Source organism: Vibrio sp. EA2, from assembly GCF_033042495.1.
Taxonomy (GTDB): Bacteria; Pseudomonadota; Gammaproteobacteria; order Enterobacterales; family Vibrionaceae; genus Vibrio.
The window spans coordinates 151,566-171,656 of record NZ_JAWLID010000007.1; the positions used below are offsets into that span (position 1 = coordinate 151,566).

At 45.7% G+C, this 20,091-nt stretch carries 16 protein-coding genes; 3 read left to right on the plus strand and 13 right to left on the minus strand.

What is annotated here, in order from left to right; translation table 11 throughout:
- Positions 1 to 54: 54 nt before the first annotated feature.
- The 4 genes from RXX31_RS15665 to RXX31_RS15680 all read right to left on the minus strand — a co-directional run bounded on the left by RXX31_RS15665 (position 55) and on the right by RXX31_RS15680 (position 4,748).
- Positions 55 to 897: a 3-keto-5-aminohexanoate cleavage protein gene (locus RXX31_RS15665; protein WP_317590493.1), complete on the minus strand. Its 843-nt coding sequence runs from the start codon at positions 895 to 897 to the stop codon at positions 55 to 57.
- Complete coding sequence (locus RXX31_RS15670; RefSeq protein ID WP_317590494.1) at positions 888 to 2,219, minus strand: aspartate aminotransferase family protein; 1,332 nt, start codon at positions 2,217 to 2,219, stop codon at positions 888 to 890. The genes RXX31_RS15665 and RXX31_RS15670 overlap by 10 nt, the downstream gene beginning before the upstream one ends.
- Before the next feature lie 209 nt (positions 2,220 to 2,428).
- Positions 2,429 to 3,697: an O-acetylhomoserine aminocarboxypropyltransferase/cysteine synthase gene (locus RXX31_RS15675; protein WP_317590495.1), complete on the minus strand. Its 1,269-nt coding sequence runs from the start codon at positions 3,695 to 3,697 to the stop codon at positions 2,429 to 2,431.
- Positions 3,698 to 3,830: 133 nt separating this feature from the next.
- Complete coding sequence (locus RXX31_RS15680; RefSeq protein ID WP_317590497.1) at positions 3,831 to 4,748, minus strand: LysR substrate-binding domain-containing protein; 918 nt, start codon at positions 4,746 to 4,748, stop codon at positions 3,831 to 3,833.
- 113 nt (positions 4,749 to 4,861) lie between these two features.
- On the opposite strand from RXX31_RS15680, the gene RXX31_RS15685 reads away from it, so the two are divergent.
- Entirely contained in the window at positions 4,862 to 6,118 is a 1,257-nt protein-coding gene (locus tag RXX31_RS15685; RefSeq protein WP_317590498.1) for a D-amino acid dehydrogenase, read from the plus strand.
- 293 nt (positions 6,119 to 6,411) lie between these two features.
- Positions 6,412 to 7,965 (plus strand): alanine/glycine:cation symporter family protein, encoded by a 1,554-nt coding sequence (locus RXX31_RS15690; RefSeq protein WP_317590500.1) that lies wholly within the window; start codon positions 6,412 to 6,414, stop codon positions 7,963 to 7,965.
- Between the two features lie 82 nt (positions 7,966 to 8,047).
- On the opposite strand, the gene RXX31_RS15695 is transcribed toward RXX31_RS15690, so the two are convergent.
- From RXX31_RS15695 to guaB, 7 genes are all read right to left on the minus strand, one after another.
- Positions 8,048 to 8,953, minus strand: a complete 906-nt coding sequence (locus RXX31_RS15695; RefSeq protein ID WP_317590501.1) for a LysR family transcriptional regulator — start codon at positions 8,951 to 8,953, stop codon at positions 8,048 to 8,050.
- 48 nt (positions 8,954 to 9,001) lie between these two features.
- A complete protein-coding gene (locus RXX31_RS15700) occupies positions 9,002 to 10,198 on the minus strand; it encodes a M20 aminoacylase family protein (protein ID WP_317590503.1) in 1,197 nt (398 codons plus the stop codon).
- Between the two features lie 41 nt (positions 10,199 to 10,239).
- Positions 10,240 to 11,553: an MFS transporter gene (locus tag RXX31_RS15705; protein ID WP_317590505.1), complete on the minus strand. Its 1,314-nt coding sequence runs from the start codon at positions 11,551 to 11,553 to the stop codon at positions 10,240 to 10,242.
- A gap of 475 nt (positions 11,554 to 12,028) precedes the next feature.
- Complete coding sequence (locus tag RXX31_RS15710) at positions 12,029 to 13,024, minus strand: HAD family hydrolase (protein ID WP_317590507.1); 996 nt, start codon at positions 13,022 to 13,024, stop codon at positions 12,029 to 12,031.
- A gap of 175 nt (positions 13,025 to 13,199) precedes the next feature.
- On the minus strand, positions 13,200 to 13,793 hold the full coding sequence (locus tag RXX31_RS15715; RefSeq protein WP_014230950.1) for an acetate uptake transporter: 594 nt from the start codon (positions 13,791 to 13,793) through the stop codon (positions 13,200 to 13,202).
- Between the two features lie 171 nt (positions 13,794 to 13,964).
- Positions 13,965 to 15,518, minus strand: a complete 1,554-nt coding sequence (gene guaA / locus RXX31_RS15720) for a glutamine-hydrolyzing GMP synthase (protein WP_317590509.1) — start codon at positions 15,516 to 15,518, stop codon at positions 13,965 to 13,967.
- Positions 15,519 to 15,617: 99 nt separating this feature from the next.
- Positions 15,618 to 17,084, minus strand: coding sequence for an IMP dehydrogenase (gene guaB / locus RXX31_RS15725; protein ID WP_317590510.1), 1,467 nt, complete (start codon positions 17,082 to 17,084; stop codon positions 15,618 to 15,620).
- A gap of 234 nt (positions 17,085 to 17,318) precedes the next feature.
- Between guaB and xseA the strand changes: the two genes are divergently transcribed.
- On the plus strand, positions 17,319 to 18,650 hold the full coding sequence (gene xseA, locus RXX31_RS15730) for an exodeoxyribonuclease VII large subunit (RefSeq protein WP_317590512.1): 1,332 nt from the start codon (positions 17,319 to 17,321) through the stop codon (positions 18,648 to 18,650).
- Between the two features lie 21 nt (positions 18,651 to 18,671).
- Here the strand turns inward: xseA and RXX31_RS15735 are convergent, their stop codons facing one another.
- Positions 18,672 to 18,896, minus strand: coding sequence for a zinc ribbon domain-containing protein (locus RXX31_RS15735; protein ID WP_317590513.1), 225 nt, complete (start codon positions 18,894 to 18,896; stop codon positions 18,672 to 18,674).
- A gap of 293 nt (positions 18,897 to 19,189) precedes the next feature.
- Positions 19,190 to 20,071 carry an alanyl-tRNA editing protein gene (locus tag RXX31_RS15740; RefSeq protein WP_317590514.1) on the minus strand — a complete coding sequence of 294 codons (882 nt, stop codon included), beginning with the start codon at positions 20,069 to 20,071 and terminating at the stop codon, positions 19,190 to 19,192.
- Between the last annotated feature and the right edge of the window lie 20 nt (positions 20,072 to 20,091).

Genomic DNA, 20,091 nt, shown 5'->3' on the forward strand with positions numbered 1-20,091 from the left:
ACACAACAAAGGCTCCAACTGGAGCCTTTTTTAATGGTGACAAAGCCTCTTTGCTTAACTGCAAATAGAAGATCTGAAGCTACGAGCATCATCTAGGGGAAGATTAAAAAGTCGGCTCATATCGCTGAGTATCTGTACTTGTGCGGCATTGCTCTTGGCTAATCTTCCATTCGCGTCCAGATGGTTATTCTCAAAGCCAACCCGAACATCGAGACCAAGCAACATCGCAGACGTCAAACAGTCCAGTTCTTTTGCCCCAAACGCACACACAGCACAACGAATACTTTCATGACTAAATCGCTCTAGATTCAAGCTTCGTAGATCCCATGGTGAAGACTGCTGCTCCTTATTGTATCGACCAAGAACAACAAGTGCATGCTGGTTGTGAGCAGGTAGAACACCCGATTTACGTAGTTGAAAATATCGATCGATATCTGCCTCATCGTAGAGAATCATTTGGCTTAGAATATTCTGCCCGGCAACCCAGTGAAAAAAATCGTGCCCTTCTTTTTCACTTTCATTGTTTGGAATCAATTCTCTTAACGCAAATGAAGCCGCTTCTGGCCTCACCGCTTTAATTAATGCTATCTGCTGCTTTGGGGAATACTGACCGACGGCTTCTGTGGTTAACTGAACAATCATCTTTTCGCCAACCGCGTCTTTTACTGTGCGATAAATGGGTAAGTTATCCTCGACAGATAAAGAGTGCTTGCCGTGACCATCACGCGCATGCAAATGGATCATCGCAGCCCCTGCCGACTGACAGGCTAGCGCTTCCACTACCAATTCCTCAGTGGTCATGGGCAGACTGGCATGATCTTGCTTGGTCTTTCTCGCGCCATTTGGTGCAACAATGATCGCAACGGGCTCTCGAAGGGATACAGAATCTATTGCCATGTTGTTGATACCTCACGCAGTGTACGAGCCAGTTTTTCGACCAATTCATCGACGTGACTTGGCTGAAAAATGAAAGGCGGCGCGAGCAAAATATGGTGTCCGTTTACGCCGTCGATTGTGCCGCCCATTGGGTAGCACATTAAACCATTTTCCATCGCTCGCTGTTTAATACGCTTATCTGCCATCGTGGCTTTGTTTAAAGGTGCTTTGCTTTCTTTATCCGCCACCAGCTCAATGCCTAAGAATAGCCCTTTTCCCCGGATGTCACCGATAAAAGGCAACTCAGAAAGCGCTAAACTAAGCTCATTTCGCAATAACGCACCTTGTCGATTCACGGCTGTGAGTAGATCTTCCTCGAAGATTGTTTTGACCGTAGCAACCGCAGCTGCACAAGCCACGGGGTGAGCCATAAAGGTATGACCGTGCTGGAAAAAGCCACTCCCCGACTCAATAGCTCGGTACACTCTGTCGTTAGCCACAACGGCACCAATTGGTTGATAGCCCGCACCTAACCCTTTTGCCACACAGACTAAATCTGGTTCAGCTTGCTCTTGTTCAAAAGCGAAGAAGCTACCGCTGCGACCAACACCACACATAACCTCATCCATGATCAGAAGTACATCATATTTGTCGCAGATTTCTCGAATACGTTTGAAGTAACCGTCGGTTGCAGGTACCGCCCCGGCAGTCGCTCCCACTATTGGCTCAGCGATAAACGCCATCACATTTTCCGCGCCCAGTTGAAGAATTTTGGCTTCTAACTCATTCGCAGCGCGCAGTGAATATTCCAACTCTGACTCATCCTCTCTCTGATAGCGATAAGCGTAACAAGGCGCAATATGTTGGCCAGAGTGAAGAATTGGCCTGAACGGTTCACGTCGCCACTCATTCCCTCCTACCGACAATGCCCCGAGGGTGTTGCCGTGGTAACTCTGTTGGCGGGCAATGAAATATTTTTTCTCTGGCTTGCCGGATTCAACAAAGTACTGGCGCGCCATTTTTAGCGCCGATTCCACCGCTTCAGAACCACCACTAACAAGGTAAACATGGTTGAATTGTTCTGGCATGTGCTGGCAAATTAACTCAGCAAGCTGCTCTCCGCTTTCGCTGGTAAAAAAGCCCGTATGAGCAAAAGGAACTCGCTCTATCTGCGCTAGCATCGCTTGTTTAACCGCTTGATGGCTGTGACCAAGGTTCGATACCGCAGCGCCGCCACACGCATCTAAATATTGTTTACCTTGTTTATCAAACAAGTACACCCCTTCTCCGCGGTCGATTACTGGCAACGTATTGTGACAATGACGATGAAAAACATAAGACATGTGAGTTCCTTCAAGTGAATGCCGTCTCGTCACATCATCTTGAACAAACGCCATTCTCACAAGGGAATAAAATTCGACCGGTATGAGCTTTTGGAATACAGGAAACCAAAAGCCACTAATGAACTGAAAATAAAGTAATAAAAACAAAAAAGGCCAGCTTTATTAAAGGCTGGCCTATGGGTGACTAAAAGCTCTGTTCAGGTACGCTTTTAGGCGTTTAGTGCCTGCTCTAAATCGGCCAAGATATCATCAATATGCTCAATACCCACTGACAGGCGAATCATCTCTGGCGACACGCCGGCTTGCTTTTGTTCTGCTTCGCTTAATTGGCGGTGAGTCGTAGATGCCGGATGGCAAGCCAGTGATTTGGCATCACCGATATTGACCAAGCGCTTAAAGATTTTTAGTGCATCATAAAAACGAACGCCCGCTTCGTAACCGTCTTTGAGCCCGAACGACAAAATCGCTGAAGGCTTGCCTTTCATATATTTCTGCGCCAGTTCATGGTGATCTGATTCAGGTAAACCGGCATAACTTACCCAACTAACTTTGTCGTGCTGATTGAGGTATTCCGCCACTTTAAGTGCGTTCTCGGTATGGCGTTCCATCCGCAGAGATAGAGTTTCTAATCCCTGCATTAGCATGAACGCATTCATTGGTGACAGAGCAGAGCCTGTATTGCGCAGCGGAACGGTTCTTGCGCGGCCAATAAATGCCGCATCACCAAATGCTTCGGTATACACCACACCATGGTAAGACGGCTCAGGCTGATTCAAAACCGGGAATCGCTTGCTGTGCAACGCCCAAGGAAACTTACCTGAATCAACAATAACACCACCCAAGGTTGTACCATGCCCACCGACATATTTGGTCAGAGAGTGCACCACAATATCGGCTCCAAACTCGATTGGTTTGCACAGAACGGGGGTCGCAACCGTGTTGTCCACGATCACAGGAACACCTTGTGCGTGAGCCAGATCCGCAACGCGCTCTAAATCGATGATGTTACCAGCAGGGTTACCAATGCTCTCGCAGTACACGGCTTTGGTATTTTCATCGATAAGTTCCGCCAAGCTTTCCGGTTTATCATCCTTGGCAAACTTCACTTGAATACCCTGATTAGGCAACATGTGGGCGAACAAGGTGTAAGTACCACCATAAAGTTGCGGTGTAGATACGATGTTATCGCCAGCCTGTGCCAATGTCAGAATCGCATAGTTGATAGCTGCACTGCCCGCGCTGACAACCAGGCCAGCAATGCCACCTTCCAAAGCGGCCATACGCTTTTCCAGAACATCATTGGTTGGGTTCATAATGCGCGTATAGATGTTGCCAGGTACTTCTAGATTAAATAAGTCTGCGCCATGCTGAGCGTTATCAAATTCATAAGCAACAGTCTGGTAAATTGGGGTCGCCACAGACTTCGTGGTAGGGTCCGTTTCATAACCAAAATGGATCGATAGCGTTTCGTCTTTCATGTTCGTCCTTGCTCGTTATTTCTAAAAAAGCCGAACACATCATGCCTACTTTTCTCACAGTAAACGTCGCTATTGGTCACAATGCATATTATTAACCCTGCCACTGTTATGGTAATGGACGGCAGAAAATCACTTATCCAGTTGCCACTTGCTGTAGTAGCCAATGACGAAACTTTTCTGTCGAGTCATTTTTGGTATTGGTGATCAAATAGTAACCCGCGTTAGCCGGTATTGGGTCAAAAGGTGATACCAAGCGTTGAGTGTCCAGTTCATCTTCGATTAGCGCCATCCTTGCCATTGCGATTCCCACTCCGGCTTCAGCCGCAGACATTGCCATGTCCGTACGGTTAAAAAAGTGTCCGACATCAGTTTTAAAATCCAGGCCCATTGATGAGGCCCAAAAGAGCCACTCATAATCACGGGTGGCTTTATCCCAAGGCAATGCATCATGCAATAAGGTGGCTTCTTTCCACTGCTCCATTGTCGATAAAGGATCATCATTAGTTAACGACGCTTTTAACCACCGATGATCCTCAAGGTATTTTGGACTCATGACTGGCAATAACTGCTCATCAATCAGCAGCTCTGCCTCTTGATGTCGGTAAGGGTGCAACCCGTAATCAATTGCCACATCGTAATCTTTCAAATCACTGTTAACCAACGCGACTTCGGCAAAGATTTGCACTTGTATATCAGGATATTCAAGATGAAAACTTTCCAACTTTGGCACCAGCCACTTGAAGGCAAACGACGGTGTCAGCTTTAGTTTTATCTCATTGTTTTGTTTATCGACCTTCAACTCATCGAGCAGTTTTCCCAACTCAGAAAAGTGAAACAGGGCTGCCTGCTGTAGCTGATTGCCTTTAGCAGTTAATCGAATCCCGCGAGAGTGGCGTTCAAAAAGATTAAACCCTAATGCTTCTTCTAAGTGAATAATTTGTTGACTGATTGCCCCAGTCGTCAGGTGCAAAGACTTCGCAGCTCCAGTAAAACTGTTATGTTCAGCAACTTGACTAAATAGCCACAATCCACTAATTAGATTACCTCTCATTTTCAAGCCTATAGTTTTTCTAAACTCTAGATGTAATTTATATCGATTGTTAATAAAAGGTAAGCAAAAGAAACTAGCCACAAATAATTATTGTTTATTGTGTGGAGTACAGCATGGAAGTCATCGTATTAGGCAGTGGCGTTATCGGTTTAACATCGGCCTGGTATTTATCTCAGGCAGGCTATCAGGTAACGGTCATTGATCGTCAGCCAAGCAGCGCTATGGAAACTAGCTTTGCTAACGCAGGCCAAATTTCTTATGGCTACTCATCTCCTTGGGCCGCTCCGGGTATTCCACTTAAAGCGATCAAATGGCTGATGGAAGAGCATGCGCCTCTCAAGATTAAGCCGACACTAAACTCAGACATGATCAGCTGGGCTTCAAAAATGGTCGCAAACTGCACTTTGCCACGCTACCAAGTTAACAAAGCTCGTATGCTTTCTATCGCGAATCACAGCCGCGCTTGTCTTGAACAGCTACGTAAAGATCACGCCATTGAATACCAAGGGCGTCAGTTCGGTACGCTGCAAGTATTTCGTACCGAGCAGCAGCTAACTGCGATTGAAAAAGATCTCAAACTGCTTGAGCAAAGCGGGACACGTTTTGAATTGATGGACGTTGAACAATGCATCAAACAAGAGCCGGGGCTTGCTTTAGTCAAAGAGAAAATCGTTGGTGGTTTATGTCTTCCAGATGATGAGACCGGCGACTGCTTCCAGTTCTGTCAGCAGCTAACAGAACTAGCAAAAGCACACGGTGTCAGGTTTGAATTCAATACTGAAGTAACTAATTGGGTTACTGCAGGCAAAAAGATCACAGGTGTCCAAACGAACCGTGGATTGTTCAAAGCAGGCCAATTTGTTCTGGCTTCGGGAAGCTATTCAACAGCGTTACTTAAACAGCTTGATGTGAATATTCCGGTTTACCCAGTGAAAGGCTATTCACTGACGGTACCAATCGAAAACGAGCAATTCGCCCCTCGCTCTACAGTAATGGATGAAACGTACAAAGTGGCTATGACGCGCTTTGACGACAGAATTCGTGTTGCTGGTACAGCGGAACTTGCTGGCTTTGATGGCTCTATCCCGCAAAAGAGGAAAAACACCATTGAAATGGTCATTCGTGATCTATTCCCTCGTAGTGGAGACTTTAGCCAGGCGGAGTTCTGGACAGGTTTCAGACCGATGACGCCAGATGGCACACCAATCATCGGAGCAACACCTTACGAAAACCTGTTCACCAATACCGGGCATGGAACCTTAGGTTGGACAATGGCGTGTGGCTCAGGCCAGCTATTAGCAAGCATCATGACGAAGGAAAACAGCAAAGTCATTGAGCAATCAGAGCTTAACTTATTCCGTTACGCCTGATTAATAAATAGCCAATAAAACCATGATATGCATTTACATTAGCATATTAAACTTTTGCATTTTTTAGTACATTTTAATAACAACATCCTGCATACTTAGTCAAACAAGGAATCTTAGCTTGAAATAACACCGAATAAGCAACAGTAACCAGACATTAACGAGAGTTAATCATTCTGTGTTCACCGTCACGCTATCAAGCATTTTAAGCTAAAAAGGTTAACAATTACGTTACAAAAAAAGGTAATGTGTTGTTGGAAAAATAACCGCAAACACAACTAACAGGGAAAATACTCATGCAGTCATTAGTTGATTTTCTGAATGGAATTATCTGGAGCCCAGTACTGATCTACTTGTGCCTTGGTGCTGGCTTATTCTATTCAATCATGACTCGTTTCGTTCAAGTTCGTCATTTCTTTGAAATGTGGCGTCTATTGCTATCAGGAAAGAGCTCAAAAAAGGGGATTTCATCATTTCAGGCGCTGGCCGTATCGCTATCTGGCCGTGTTGGTACAGGTAACATTGCCGGTGTTGCAGCCGCTATCGGTTTCGGTGGCCCGGGTGCCGTTTTCTGGATGTGGGTCGTGGCATTTTTCGGTGCTGCAACGGCTTACGCAGAATCAACGCTGGCGCAAATCTATAAAGAAGAAGATGAAGGCGAATTCCGTGGTGGTCCGGCTTACTACATTGAAAAAGCGATGGGTCAAAAATGGTACGCTTGGATCTTTGCTGTCGCGACTATCTTTGCGTGTGGTGTGCTACTTCCTGGCGTTCAATCGAACAGCATTGGTAACGCAGTAGAAGCGGCATTTGGCTCTGGTGACATGATCGAAACCGCTATCGGTACCATCAGTTTTGCTAAAATTTTCACTGGTACGGTTGTCTGTGTCATTCTTGCTTTCATCATTTTTGGTGGCGTAAAGCGTATTGCAAACTTCACTCAAATCGTTGTTCCATTTATGGCTTTGGCTTATATCGTAACAGCGTTTGTTATCATTCTGCTTAACATCAGTGAGGTGCCACGCATCTTCGCTATGATCGTTGGTGATGCGTTCACACCAATGGCAGGTATTGGTGCTGCAATTGGTTGGGGTGTAAAACGTGGTGTTTACTCTAACGAAGCAGGTCAAGGTACGGGCCCTCATGCAGCGGCAGCAGCAAGTGTTGACCACCCTGCACAACAAGGTCTGGTACAGTCGTTCTCTATCTACATCGATACACTGCTTGTTTGTTCAGCAACAGCGTTCATGATTCTTATCACTGGTGCTTACAACGTACATGGTGCAGCAGAAGGTGCGTTCCTGATTCAGAACCTGCCTGCAGATATTGGTGCTAACGGCCCAGTATTTACTCAGATGGCGATCGAAAGTGCACTTCCAGGCGTGGGCAAAACATTTATTGCAATTGCTCTGTTCTTCTTCTCATTTACGACGATTCTGGCGTACTACTACATCGCAGAAACAAACATCGCCTATATCCGCCGTACGTTTAAAGTCGATGGTTTGATGTTTATTCTTAAACTGATCCTTCTGTCTGCAGTATTCTACGGTACAGTAAAAACCGCCAACCTTGCATGGGCAATGGGTGACGTAGGTGTAGGCTTGATGGCTTGGTTAAACATTGTCGGTATTCTGATCATCTTCTTTATGTCTAAACCAGCACTTAAAGCGCTGAGTGATTATGAAAGACAACAAAAAGAAAAGGTGACAGAGTATACGTTCAACCCAGTAGCGCTAGGTATTAAAGGTGCTGATTACTGGGAAGAGAAATACAAGCGTAAGACTGGCAAGTCTGCTCACGCCGCCGCTGTAGAAGCGACACAAAAAACAGCAGAAGAAACGTCTCTGTAAGATTACAAAAATAAATACAGCAATACACAACAACAAGGGCCAGCGATTCGCTGGCCCTTTCTTATTCGTATTGTGCCTGGTTTTAATAGTCTGGGTAGAGTTCTCGCATATCCTGCAATATGCCATCAAATAGTTCAGTGGCACTTTGCGTCATGATTTCCCGCTTCGGGCGCACCACAGAAATGACGCTGTCTGGGATATTATCCAGCAGCGGCACTACGGTAAACTCGTTTTTAATGTAGTCCAGCTCAAGCGACTCAGTAGAAAACAGTGCCGCGAAATCAGCATTCTGTATTAATGAACGAGCTAATGTCATCGAGGTACATTCACGAATACGCGATGGCAGAGGCAGGCCATTGACGGAAAACAGCTGATAAAAATAGGTACTCGGATCATCAGGGGAATCCAGTGTCAGCCAGTCACTTTGGTGTAACACCCTCAACGAGCGGGTATTACACAACGGGTGTGACTTACGAGTCACGACCACATTAGGGATACGACACACCGCCTGCCACTCCAGCACACTATCAATGACGGGAATTTGCGATGTGATCGCGAAATCAACTTCCCCCTGGCGAAGCTGTGTCAGTAACGGCGCAGGGCGAAGCTCAACTATCCTCAGAGAAATTTCTGGGTAACGCTGCATGAATGTATTCAGACTGGAGGTTAACGATTTCAGTAATGAAGCAATTGGCGTAACACCGATAGTCACACTGCCGTTAGGAACCCCGCGCATGGTGTCGATCTCTTGCTTGGCACGCCGAGCCGTTTCGTTCATTAAACGCGCATAACCCAAAAGCCGCTCACCATAGGGAGTCAGAACGAGGCCGCCAGCAGAACGCTCAAACAAAGCAACGCCATACTGTTGCTCCAGTTCTTTGATGGCTTTGCTTAGGGCAGGCTGTGTCAGATGTAACTGTTCCGCTGCGGCTTTCAGACTTCCTGCCTGACTCACCGCCAGAAATGCTCTCACTTGATGTAACTTCATCCTGATATCTGCCCTTATTGTCCCTAATGCAAAGCCATTCTACACCACTTATTCGCTGCCCAGGTACTCATTCACGAGTTCTACCCAACAGGCTGCACCGATCGTAACTAGCTGATCATTAAAATCATAACCTGGGTTATGTACAGAACAGCCATGCCATTCGCCAACGCCATTGGAGAGAAAGAAATAACATCCAGGGCGTTCTTTCAGCATCCAGGCAAAATCTTCACTGCCAGGAACAACTGGCGATTCATCCCCGGCGACATTGTCTTCACCAAGTACCGCCTTGACCACTTTGCGGGCACGCAGTGTTTCCTCTGATGAATTGAATACCGATGGGACCTGACGCAGGTATTCTACTTCCCCTTGAATACCAAACGCCTGACACTGCCCGGAGACCACCTCTCGAATACGCTGCTCAATCAGATCCTGATTCGCTTCACTGAAGTTACGCACTGACAGTGACATCATCGCGTCATTTGGAATCACATTGGATGTTTTACCCGCTTCAATCTGGCCAATACTGAGTATGCTCTGATCGGCTGGATTTATATTGCGAGAGACAATACTTTGCAGCCCAAGAATGATATGACCGACGGCAATCGTGACATCGTTTGATAGATGAGGCATGGCTGCGTGGCCACCTTTCCCTGTCAGACGGATCGTCACCTTATCTGACGACGCTAACGATGCCCCACTGCGTACTGCTGCCTGACCAACTTCCTTACCAGGCATATTGTGCAGCGCAAATACCGCATCACATGGAAAACGCTCAAACAAACCATCCTCTATCATGGCTTTCGCACCCGATAACCCCTCTTCATCTGGCTGGAAAATCAGATTGATCGTGCCGTCAAAAGAAACATGCTTCGCCAAATAATGCGCCGCAGCTAACAAAATAGCGGTGTGACCATCATGACCACAAGCGTGCATGCGACCATCTATCTTACTGGCGTATGGTAAGCCGGTCTCTTCATGAATTGGCAACGCGTCCATATCTGCACGGATACCAATACTGCGTTGAGAAGTCCCCTGCTTCAGCACGCCAACCACGCCATGTCCGCCAATACCAGTGTGAGTTTCATAGCCCCACTCTGTTAAAAGCTCAGCCACCAGCTTAGCCGTGTTAGGCACTTCTGCTCCCAATTCTGGATGGGCATGAATGGCATGGCGAGTCTGAATAAATTGCTCACAGCTGGCAACAAAATCGACATTTTTGAGTAGTGATAATTCAGGTACTGTCATCATCAATTCCTTTTACTTATTCGATTACTTTAGCGGGAGACTTATTGAGGTACTCTCGCAGGGAAACGCAACATAGCCAGAGCGCTAATGGTGAGCGCGCACATCAGATAAAATGCTGGCGCCATTTTATTGCCACTCAACTCGATCAAACTGGCGACAAGCAGCGGAGTAAAGCCACCAAAAATCGTCACGCCAAAGCCATAAATCATTGAAATACCACTCGCTCGATACTGCTGAGTAAACGCTTCCATAATCAGTACGAGTAAGGAGGCATTAGCCAGAGCAAATAACGTGATTAAACCACCAATAATCAACAATGCTTTCGGTAAAGAAGCTTCACCACCGAGCAATGTAAATGCAGGATAAATAAAGACAAAAGCACCGAACATACCAATCAGCGGCAGGGTTTTACGGCTTTGCAATCGGTCCGCCCATTTACCAAACACGGGCATTAACATCATCAACATAAAGCCAGCCATCACCGCGACAGCAAAAGCGGTAGTGGGTGCGTAGCCAAGCTCTTTAATCAAGTAAGTTGGCATGTAGAACACTTCAATATACATACATGCTGTACCACCCCAAATCATTAGCATGCCAGTTAATATTGTGCGGCCTTGTTTACGCAGAACGGTTTTAAATGGGGTATCTTTCGCGTGGGAATCCGCCTGATGCGACTCTTTCAAATGACGACGGATGTACCAGCCTACAGGACCGATCAAAAGGCCAAGGATAAATGGAATACGCCAGCCCCAGCTATGCACGTCCTCTGGTGTGAGCAGGCCATTTACCGCGAAAGCAACGAGTGCACCAAACAACGCAGCTGCACCTTGGCTGGCAAACTGCCAGCTCACCATATAACAACGGCGCTTATAGTTATCAGACTCCATCAGTGCTGCTGATGCTGCACCAATTTCACCACCAGCAGATAAGCCCTGTAATAAGCGACCTACGACCAGAATTATGGTTGCGGCAATGCCAATGCTCTCATAGGTAGGCGTTAGCGCAATCATTCCGGTACCGATAGTCATTAAAGCAATGGTCAGAGTCAGAGCGGCTTTACGTCCATGTTTATCCGCGTAGTTACCAATGAGTACCGCGCCGAGTGGACGCATAACAAAGCCCACGCCAAACGTCGCAAGTGATAACAATAAGCCAGCAGCAGTGCCACCGACATTAAAAAATAATTCGCCAATGATGACGGCAAAAAAGCTGTAGACCGTAAAGTCATACATCTCTAATCCATTGCCCAGTGAAATGGCAAAAATCGCTTTACGTGGTTCTGAAGAAGACTTATCGGTTTGATCAACCGCGTGGGTCAATTCTGGTTCCAGTGAACTTGATAGTGTGCTACTCATGGTTTCCCTTCCTTGTACTCATAACAACTCATTCGCTATTAACTGACTAGATAATAGCCAAGACAAGAAACCTCATCACAAACCAAAAGTTATCTTAATAACTAAAAATAAAAAATAGGCATTCTCTAAAATGATCAATCAATGATCGTAACGCCCTTACTAGGTGCAAACTCACACTACCATAAGAATAAAACACTGCTTAAACTCAATAAAACCAGCAAAAGAAATCACAACATAAGATAAAAACCAAACTCCACTAAATTAACTAAAAATTATATAGATAAAAAAAAGAAGGCCAAAGACGTTATCCTGTATCACTCTAATGAGTAGAATCGATCTCCGAACGCATCGTCCGCTTTTACCTGAAACTTGCACTAAAACGTGCAGATACGCTGTGTATACAAATAAAAAGAGAGGGATTAACCAATGGCTAACCCCTCTCTTCTTGTTTTCTCCGTTAGAATTATCTGGCTATTTACTTATCCTGAGCGACACTAGACGGGTATATTTGTGCCCAGTCGTTTTTCATATCAGCAACGACCCAGCCTTTTTCTTTTGCTTCATCCAAGCCTTTATCTAGTTGGCCTACGCTCGACTCACGATCGTACTTCCACTCCCGTTTTTCATCGGTATGATGAACATACATAGCCAAACGAGGCCCCGGACCGGACGTTGTCCACTGCAACATTTGCAGGTCACCATCCGAGTTACCAAATGAGGCGATTGGGCGCTTACCAATATGTTGATAAATCTGCAGCGGCTTTTCGACTTTGTCATTATTTACGTCAATGCCCGGCACACGCTTCACTTGATAACTGCCATCCAGACTTACCAACCCAGCAGAAAGTTGGGTACCAATAATGCGCTCCGACGGAATGTTATAGACATCCGTTGCCCAAGCACGCATAAAAGCATTTCCGCCTCCAGAGACAATAAAGTTTTTGAATCCATTATTTTCTAGATAATCTAATAGCTCGAGCATAGGTTGGAAAACCATATCAGTGTATGGTGCTCCAGTTACTGGGTGTTTTGCCGTACTGATCCAGCTTTTAACCACTGTAGTGAATTCATCACTGATTACACCCGTATGAGTTTGTAGCACTAATTTTATCAGATCGTCTGTCGTCAATTTATCCAGCTGACCATTCAATACGAGGGAGTACGGTTGAGTAGTTTTCCACTCTGGGTGGTCCCCTGCTTGCGCTTTAATTTGGTCCAGAGCAAACAGTATCTGAAAGTACATCGGCTTTTCAGACCATAGCGTTCCATCGTTATCAAACGTAGCAATGCGATCCGCTGGAGCAACAAAATTAGCAGAGTCTGAGTCGGTAACGTCACTAACAAATTGAATGATGGCTTGTTTTGTCGCACCTTCATTCCAAGATGGTAGTGGGTCGCTACTCTGAGCGAAGAGTGGAGAGGAGATAATCGCAAAGGCGAATGTGAGAATAGCTGACAAATGCTTTTTCATAGAATGTAACTCGTTGTATATGGATACATAAATAATGAATTATTCTTTGAGAAAAAGCTCGCGTAATGTCACAACAATTTATAAATCAGACGATTCCCACTTGATACAGATAACCTCAGATAATAAAAAAGCGGACCTTAAAGGTCCGCTTTCTAAACTTTGCTAAAATTAGCGCTTACGCCATCGCAACTGCTTCAACTTTACGAGCGATTTTTGCTTTACCAACAGGCAGCACTTCACGGCCAAACTCGTTGTTCAGTACCTGAGCCATTGCGAAATAAACCGCGCTCGCACCACAGAAAATGCCTTCAAAGCCAGCAATAGTGCCAATTAATTCGCTACCAGTGAAATCACGCGCGGCAAGCAAGAAGAACAGGATAGTCAGTGAACCAAATACAACCTGTTTTGCTGTTGGGTAGCAAAGAGAGCCAATGAACATAAAGCCAGTAAAGATACCCCATAGTGCCAGGTACCAACCCATAAAGCTCGCTGGGCTTGCAGGCAGCCCCATGTGAGGCATAACAATCAGACCTACTAGAGTCAGCCAGAATAGGCCGTAAGATGTAAATGCAGTTGTACCGAACGTGTCACCGCGCTTAAAGCACATGATGCCAACGATAACTTGACTAAGGCCACCATAAAAGATGCCCATCGCTAGAATCATTGAGTCCAGTGGGAAAAATCCTGCATTATGAATGTTTAGCAGAATCGTGGTCATACCGAAACCCATTAGACCTAGCGGTGCTGGGTTAGCCAGTTTTGTCGACATGTACAAATACCTTTAAAAAAAGTTGATAAAAAATGCGCGCAAATTTTAATTGAGCATTATGTAAAAGAGAAAAGCCGTTATTGGAAACTTAGATTTCATAAATACTTAAATAGGTAAATACAAAAAAAAACCAGCCCGGAGGCTGGTTCTATCAAACAGAATCGTTGCGAATTATTCCCACTCGATCGTCGCTGGTGGCTTACCAGAGATGTCGTAAACAACACGTGAAATGCCATCAATTTCGTTGATAATGCGGTTAGATACCTTACCTAGGAAATCGTATGGTAGGTGTGCCCAATGCGCAGTCATAAAGTCGATGGTTTCTACTGCACGTAGTGATACAACCCAATCGTACTTACGGCCATCGCCCATAACACCAACAGAGCGAACTGGTAGGAATACGGTAAATGCTTGAGAAACTTTGTTGTATAAGTCTGCTGCGTGTAGCTCTTCGATAAAGATAGCGTCTGCACGACGTAGCAAGTCACAGTACTCTTTCTTGATCTCGCCAAGAACACGAACCCCCAGACCAGGACCCGGGAACGGATGGCGGTAAAGCATGTTGTAAGGCAGACCAAGCTCTAAACCAATTTTACGTACTTCATCTTTGAATAGCTCACGTAATGGCTCAACCAGACCCATTTCCATATCTTCTGGCAGACCGCCCACGTTGTGGTGTGATTTGATCACGTGCGCTTTACCTGTCTTAGAAGCCGCTGATTCGATAACGTCTGGGTAGATAGTACCCTGCGCTAGCCATTTTGCGTTAGCCAGTTTCTTCGACTCTTCATCGAATACGTCTACGAACACGTGGCCGATAGTCTTACGTTTTTCTTCTGGGTCAGACTTGCCTTTTAGCGCTTCAAGGAAACGATCTTCTGCATCAATTTTGATAATGTTTAGGCCGAACTTGTCGCCAAACATATCCATTACTTGCTGACCTTCGTTTAGACGAAGCAGGCCGTTGTCAACGAATACACACGTTAGCTTGTCGCCAATCGCGCGGTGAACCAGCATAGCAACCACTGATGAATCCACACCACCAGAAAGACCTAGGATCACTTCGTCGTCACCCACTTGCTCTTTAATGCGAGCAACAGCATCTTCGATGATAGACTCAGAGGTCCATAGACGCTCACAACCACATACGCCAAGAACAAAGTTCTCTAGCATTTGTAGACCTTGTTTAGTGTGCGTTACTTCTGGGTGGAACTGAACGCCGTAGTATTTCTTCTCTTCGTTCGCCATCGCAGCGTAAGGACACGTTTCCGTCTCACCTACTTTTACGAAGTCTGCTGGAATTTCTACTACTTTATCACCGTGGCTCATCCAAACATCTTGAATCGCTTCTAGATCTTTAAACAGTGCAGATTCGCCAGAAACTTTAACTTGAGCGTAGCCAAACTCACGCTCGTTAGAGCCTGCTACTTTACCACCTAGCTGCTCTGCCATGGTCTGCATGCCGTAACATACACCAAAAACAGGAACACCTGAGTCAAATACGTATTGAGGTGCGCGTGGAGAGTTTTCTTCCGTTACACTTTCAGGACCACCAGATAGGATGATGCCATCTGGGTTGAATTCGCGAATATCCGCTTCTTCTACATCCCAGCTCCATAGTTCACAGTAAACGCCGATTTCACGTACGCGACGAGCAACTAATTGAGTGTACTGAGAACCGAAGTCCAAGATCAGAATACGTTGGTCATGGATATTTTTAGTCATTTTGAGCAGTCTTTTTTAGGCTAAGTGATTAAAACCGAGGCGAGTGTACTCGCCTCTTATTAATGCTTCAAGGAAAAAGCAAACGTTTACGCTAGGCAATTAGTTACCTAAACGGTAGTTTGGCGCTTCCTTAGTAATCTGAACGTCGTGTACATGAGACTCTTGCATACCCGCACCAGAGATACGTACAAATTCAGCTTTAGTACGCATATCTTCGATAGTTGCAGAACCCGTTAGACCCATGCTTGAACGTAGACCACCCATTTGCTGGTGTACGATCTCTTTTAGGCGACCTTTGTATGCGATACGACCTTCGATGCCTTCTGGTACAAGCTTGTCTGCAGCGTTGTCAGACTGGAAGTAACGATCAGAAGAACCTTGAGACATTGCGCCCAAAGAACCCATACCACGGTATGATTTGTAAGAACGACCGTTGTATAGAATCACTTCACCCGGAGCTTCTTCCGTACCAGCAAACATAGAACCAACCATCACACATGACGCGCCAGCTACGATTGCTTTACAGATATCACCAGAGAAACGGATACCGCCGTCTGCGATAACTGGAATGCCGTATTGGTTAGCAACTTCAGTTGCATCTGCGATAGCGGTAATTTGAGGAACACCAACACCCGTTACGATACGAGTCGTACAGATAGAACCAGGGCCGATACCTACTTTTACTGCGCTTACACCAGCTTCGATAAGTGCTTTAGCACCAGCACCTGTAGCAACGTTACCGCCAATGATTTCTAGATCTGGGTAAGCTTCGCGCGTTTCGCGGATACGAGTCAGAACACCTTCAGAGTGACCGTGTGATGAGTCGATAAGTAGAACGTCTACGCCTGCGGCAACAAGCGCAGCAACACGCTCTTCGTTACCTGCACCAGCACCAACGGCTGCACCAACGCGTAGACGACCACGTTCATCTTTACATGCGTTTGGCTTACGTTCTGCTTTGTGGAAGTCTTTCGCTGTGATCATACCAGTCAGTTTGAAATCATCATTCACAACCAGTACTTTCTCTACACGCGCTTCGTGCATCTTTTCTTGCACTTCTTCACGTGTCGCACCTTCTTCTACTGCTGCCAATTTTTCTTTTGGCGTCATAACTGACGACACTTTCTTAGAAAGGTCAGTAACAAAACGAACGTCACGGCCAGTGATGATACCAACAAGTTCATTGTGTTCAGTGACTACAGGGAAGCCAGCAAAGCCGTGCTTTTCAGTCAAAGCGACTACGTCAGCGATGGTTTCGTCAGGGTTTACTGTCACTGGGTCTGTAACAACGCCAGACTCGAACTTCTTAACTTTACGAACTTCAGCTGCCTGCTGCTCAATAGACATGTTTTTGTGGATAAAGCCAATGCCACCTTCCTGCGCAAGTGCAATAGCGAGACGAGCTTCCGTCACGGTATCCATAGACGCAGAAATCATTGGAATATTCAGAGCAATATTTTTTGTTAGCTGAGTGCGAAGATCAGCTGTGTTTGGGAGAACGGTGGAGTGTGCTGGCACTAGCAGTACGTCGTCGAATGTCAGCGCTTCTTTGGCAATTCTTAGCATTTGCAATATCTCACAATTAGAGGAGTAAAAAAAAGCAATCCAAAGTCTCATCGTTTCGCATAATGAGGGTAACTGTCTTTGGTGACGAGCTACATTTGGATTAGATATTGCGGACGGATTATACGTTCAACGCAATCGCTTGACTACAAGTTTTTTCATTTTTTTCTTGCAATCCCCCCCTTGCTATGTATTATATTTCCGCTAATTTCCATACTCACGTCTACGAGATTAGCTGTGCTCTCCCAGACCAATCAAAACATTTTCACCGTTTCCCGTCTTAATGCAGAAGTCCGTCTACTGTTGGAAAATGAAATGGGGATCGTCTGGCTTGTCGGAGAGATCTCAAACTTCTCAGCGCCCGTCTCTGGTCATTGGTACTTAACGCTTAAAGACTCTCGTGCTCAAGTAAAATGCGCCATGTTCCGTGGCAATAACCGTCGTGTAACGTTCAAGCCCGCAAATGGTAATCAAGTATTGGTAAAAGCGCGCCTATCTCTTTATGAGCCACGAGGTGACTACCAACTCATCATCGAAAGTATGCAGCCTGAAGGCGATGGACGACTGCAGCAAGAGTTTGAAGCGCTCAAGATGAAGCTAGCGTCGGAAGGGCTATTTGCTCAAACCAGTAAACACCCCCTACCTGAGCACCCAAAATGCGTCGGCGTCATCACCTCCAAAACCGGTGCTGCATTGCACGATATTCTTGATGTACTTAAGCGTCGAGACCCATCTCTTCCGGTCGTGATCTATCCGACTACGGTTCAGGGAGATTCAGCAGCCATTGAAATCGCTCAAGCAATTGGTCGTGCCAACAGTCGCAACGAATGTGATGTGTTAATTGTTGGCCGTGGTGGTGGTTCGTTAGAAGATTTATGGTGCTTTAACAACGAGATCCTTGCGCGCACTATCGCGGCAAGTCAAATCCCGATCATTAGCGCGGTAGGGCACGAAATAGACGTGACAATTGCCGACTTTGTCGCTGACGTGCGTGCACCAACGCCTTCCGCAGCTGCAGAGCTGGTAAGCCGAGATAACAGTCATAAAGATCAAACGCTTGTTGCTCGTCAGCATAAACTGGCAAGCGCTCTGCGTTACTATTTAGCGCAGCAAAAACAGCAAGCAGCACAACTGCTACACCGTTTAGAACGTCAGCATCCAAGTTATCAGTTACAGCGTCAGTCTCAACAACTTGATGAGTTGGATATGCGCCTGCAAAGAGCGATGCAGCGTTTCATCAGTGTTCGCCAACAAGCAGTTGAACGTAAACAATATCGTCTGCAGCTGAACTCCCCAGTCAAACGCCTTACACAGCAAAAATCGAAACTTGAGCGAGCAGAACAGAAGCTACTCGATGCTATGGATCGCAAATTACTGACGATGCGTCACGAATTAGCGATGGCAGCAGAAAAACTGGATACGGTTAGCCCACTTGCCACACTCAAACGTGGTTACTCAATCACGCAAACGGAGCAAGGCAAGGTGATTACACAAGCTGAAGATGTGAAAACGGGCGACCAACTTGTCACCCGTTTGGCAAATGGTGAGATACGCTCTACGGTTAACTAACTGAGTAGTGAGCGAGTGTAGTTAGTTGATCTTTTGAAACTCAAATCGAACTCGAGATTTTGATTTGAGTTCATTACACGTATTACAAAAGTAATTCGCAGCCCCACAAGCCTGGAGCTTTTCCAGTTCTGCGTCACAATCGGGACAGAACCCTACCTTTTTGAAATCTGAGTCACACTGATTACAGTGATACTGACCCGTCCATTCTAATTCAACGTCACAAGTCGGACAGATGTTCTGCTGCATACGTCTTTACCTTTCAGTTTTCTTTTTGCCAGTATTCACAAATTCCCAGCGCAAACCTTGATCAAAATCACTGTATTGGAAACAGCGAATTGTGCGTCATCAGTACGGCCTAATAAAGATCTTACTCTGATCTTCGGATATTACCCACTTGATCAGCGATCACCCCTTAAAAGAATATTTATATAACCACACACCGAAAGCATAAGTTACATATTCTGCATTCCAATTTAAAGCAGACAAAAACTCCACACATGAAAGATTAAAAAACAAAATATAGAATTTAATAAAAAGATCTAATTATCTAGAAACGCTTTTACTTCGGTGTGCATTTCAATGGTTTGTGGAGCACATTCTCGTAAGGTCACGTGTATTGAACCAAACTCATTTAAATGACTGGCATGCGTGCCGCCACAAGGAATGACCGCTATTTCCCCCTCCCCTAAGTCACACTTCCAATAACGTGAATCCGTCAATGTTTGACCAGAACATTCAATAACGATCGTCTCTTCACGCTGGAGCCACTCGGATAGCTGAACATTAACCTTGTGCTCTATATCATGAAGGTCCGCCAGCATATCTGCGCTGTTTAAGCCTCTTTTACGTAGCGTTTTACCTAAACGATACGTATCCAAACATTTGTCCGGGGTAACGAAGCTCGTCTCCTGAGCATAGCTGTTAAAGTCATAATAACCATGGGGGTCTTTACGGTCGGCATCTTTCCGCCAATATCCATCTGTCAGTACTTTATTTAATGCTAAGTAAGCCAGATGTCCGGCACTGTGACCACGACTCAGAGAAAGCTGATATTGTTTATCCACTCGCAACGAGACCATCGTTCCCGGCTCAAGTGATTCAGTCCGTGTTAGCACATGTACCACAACAAACACCCAGCCTTCTGTATCTCGCTTTACAGGGATTGTCGTCCCAACATACAGCGTGTTTGTTTCAAGCTCTACCGCCCCCACCTGACAGTCGATAACGGGTAACACTTCTTCGTTGACTTCAACCGACCCTTTATCAGCTGGGTGATCTGGCCAAATGTGGCTGACGGGATGAAAAGGCGTTGTCTCTGTGACCAAATAAGTCACATCATTTTCATGTTGAATTCGTTGTACAGGCGCTTCTAACTGCCATGTTTGATGACAGAAGCGAATTTTAGTCGCGGGAATCGTCATAGTCGTTTTTCTAGTATTGA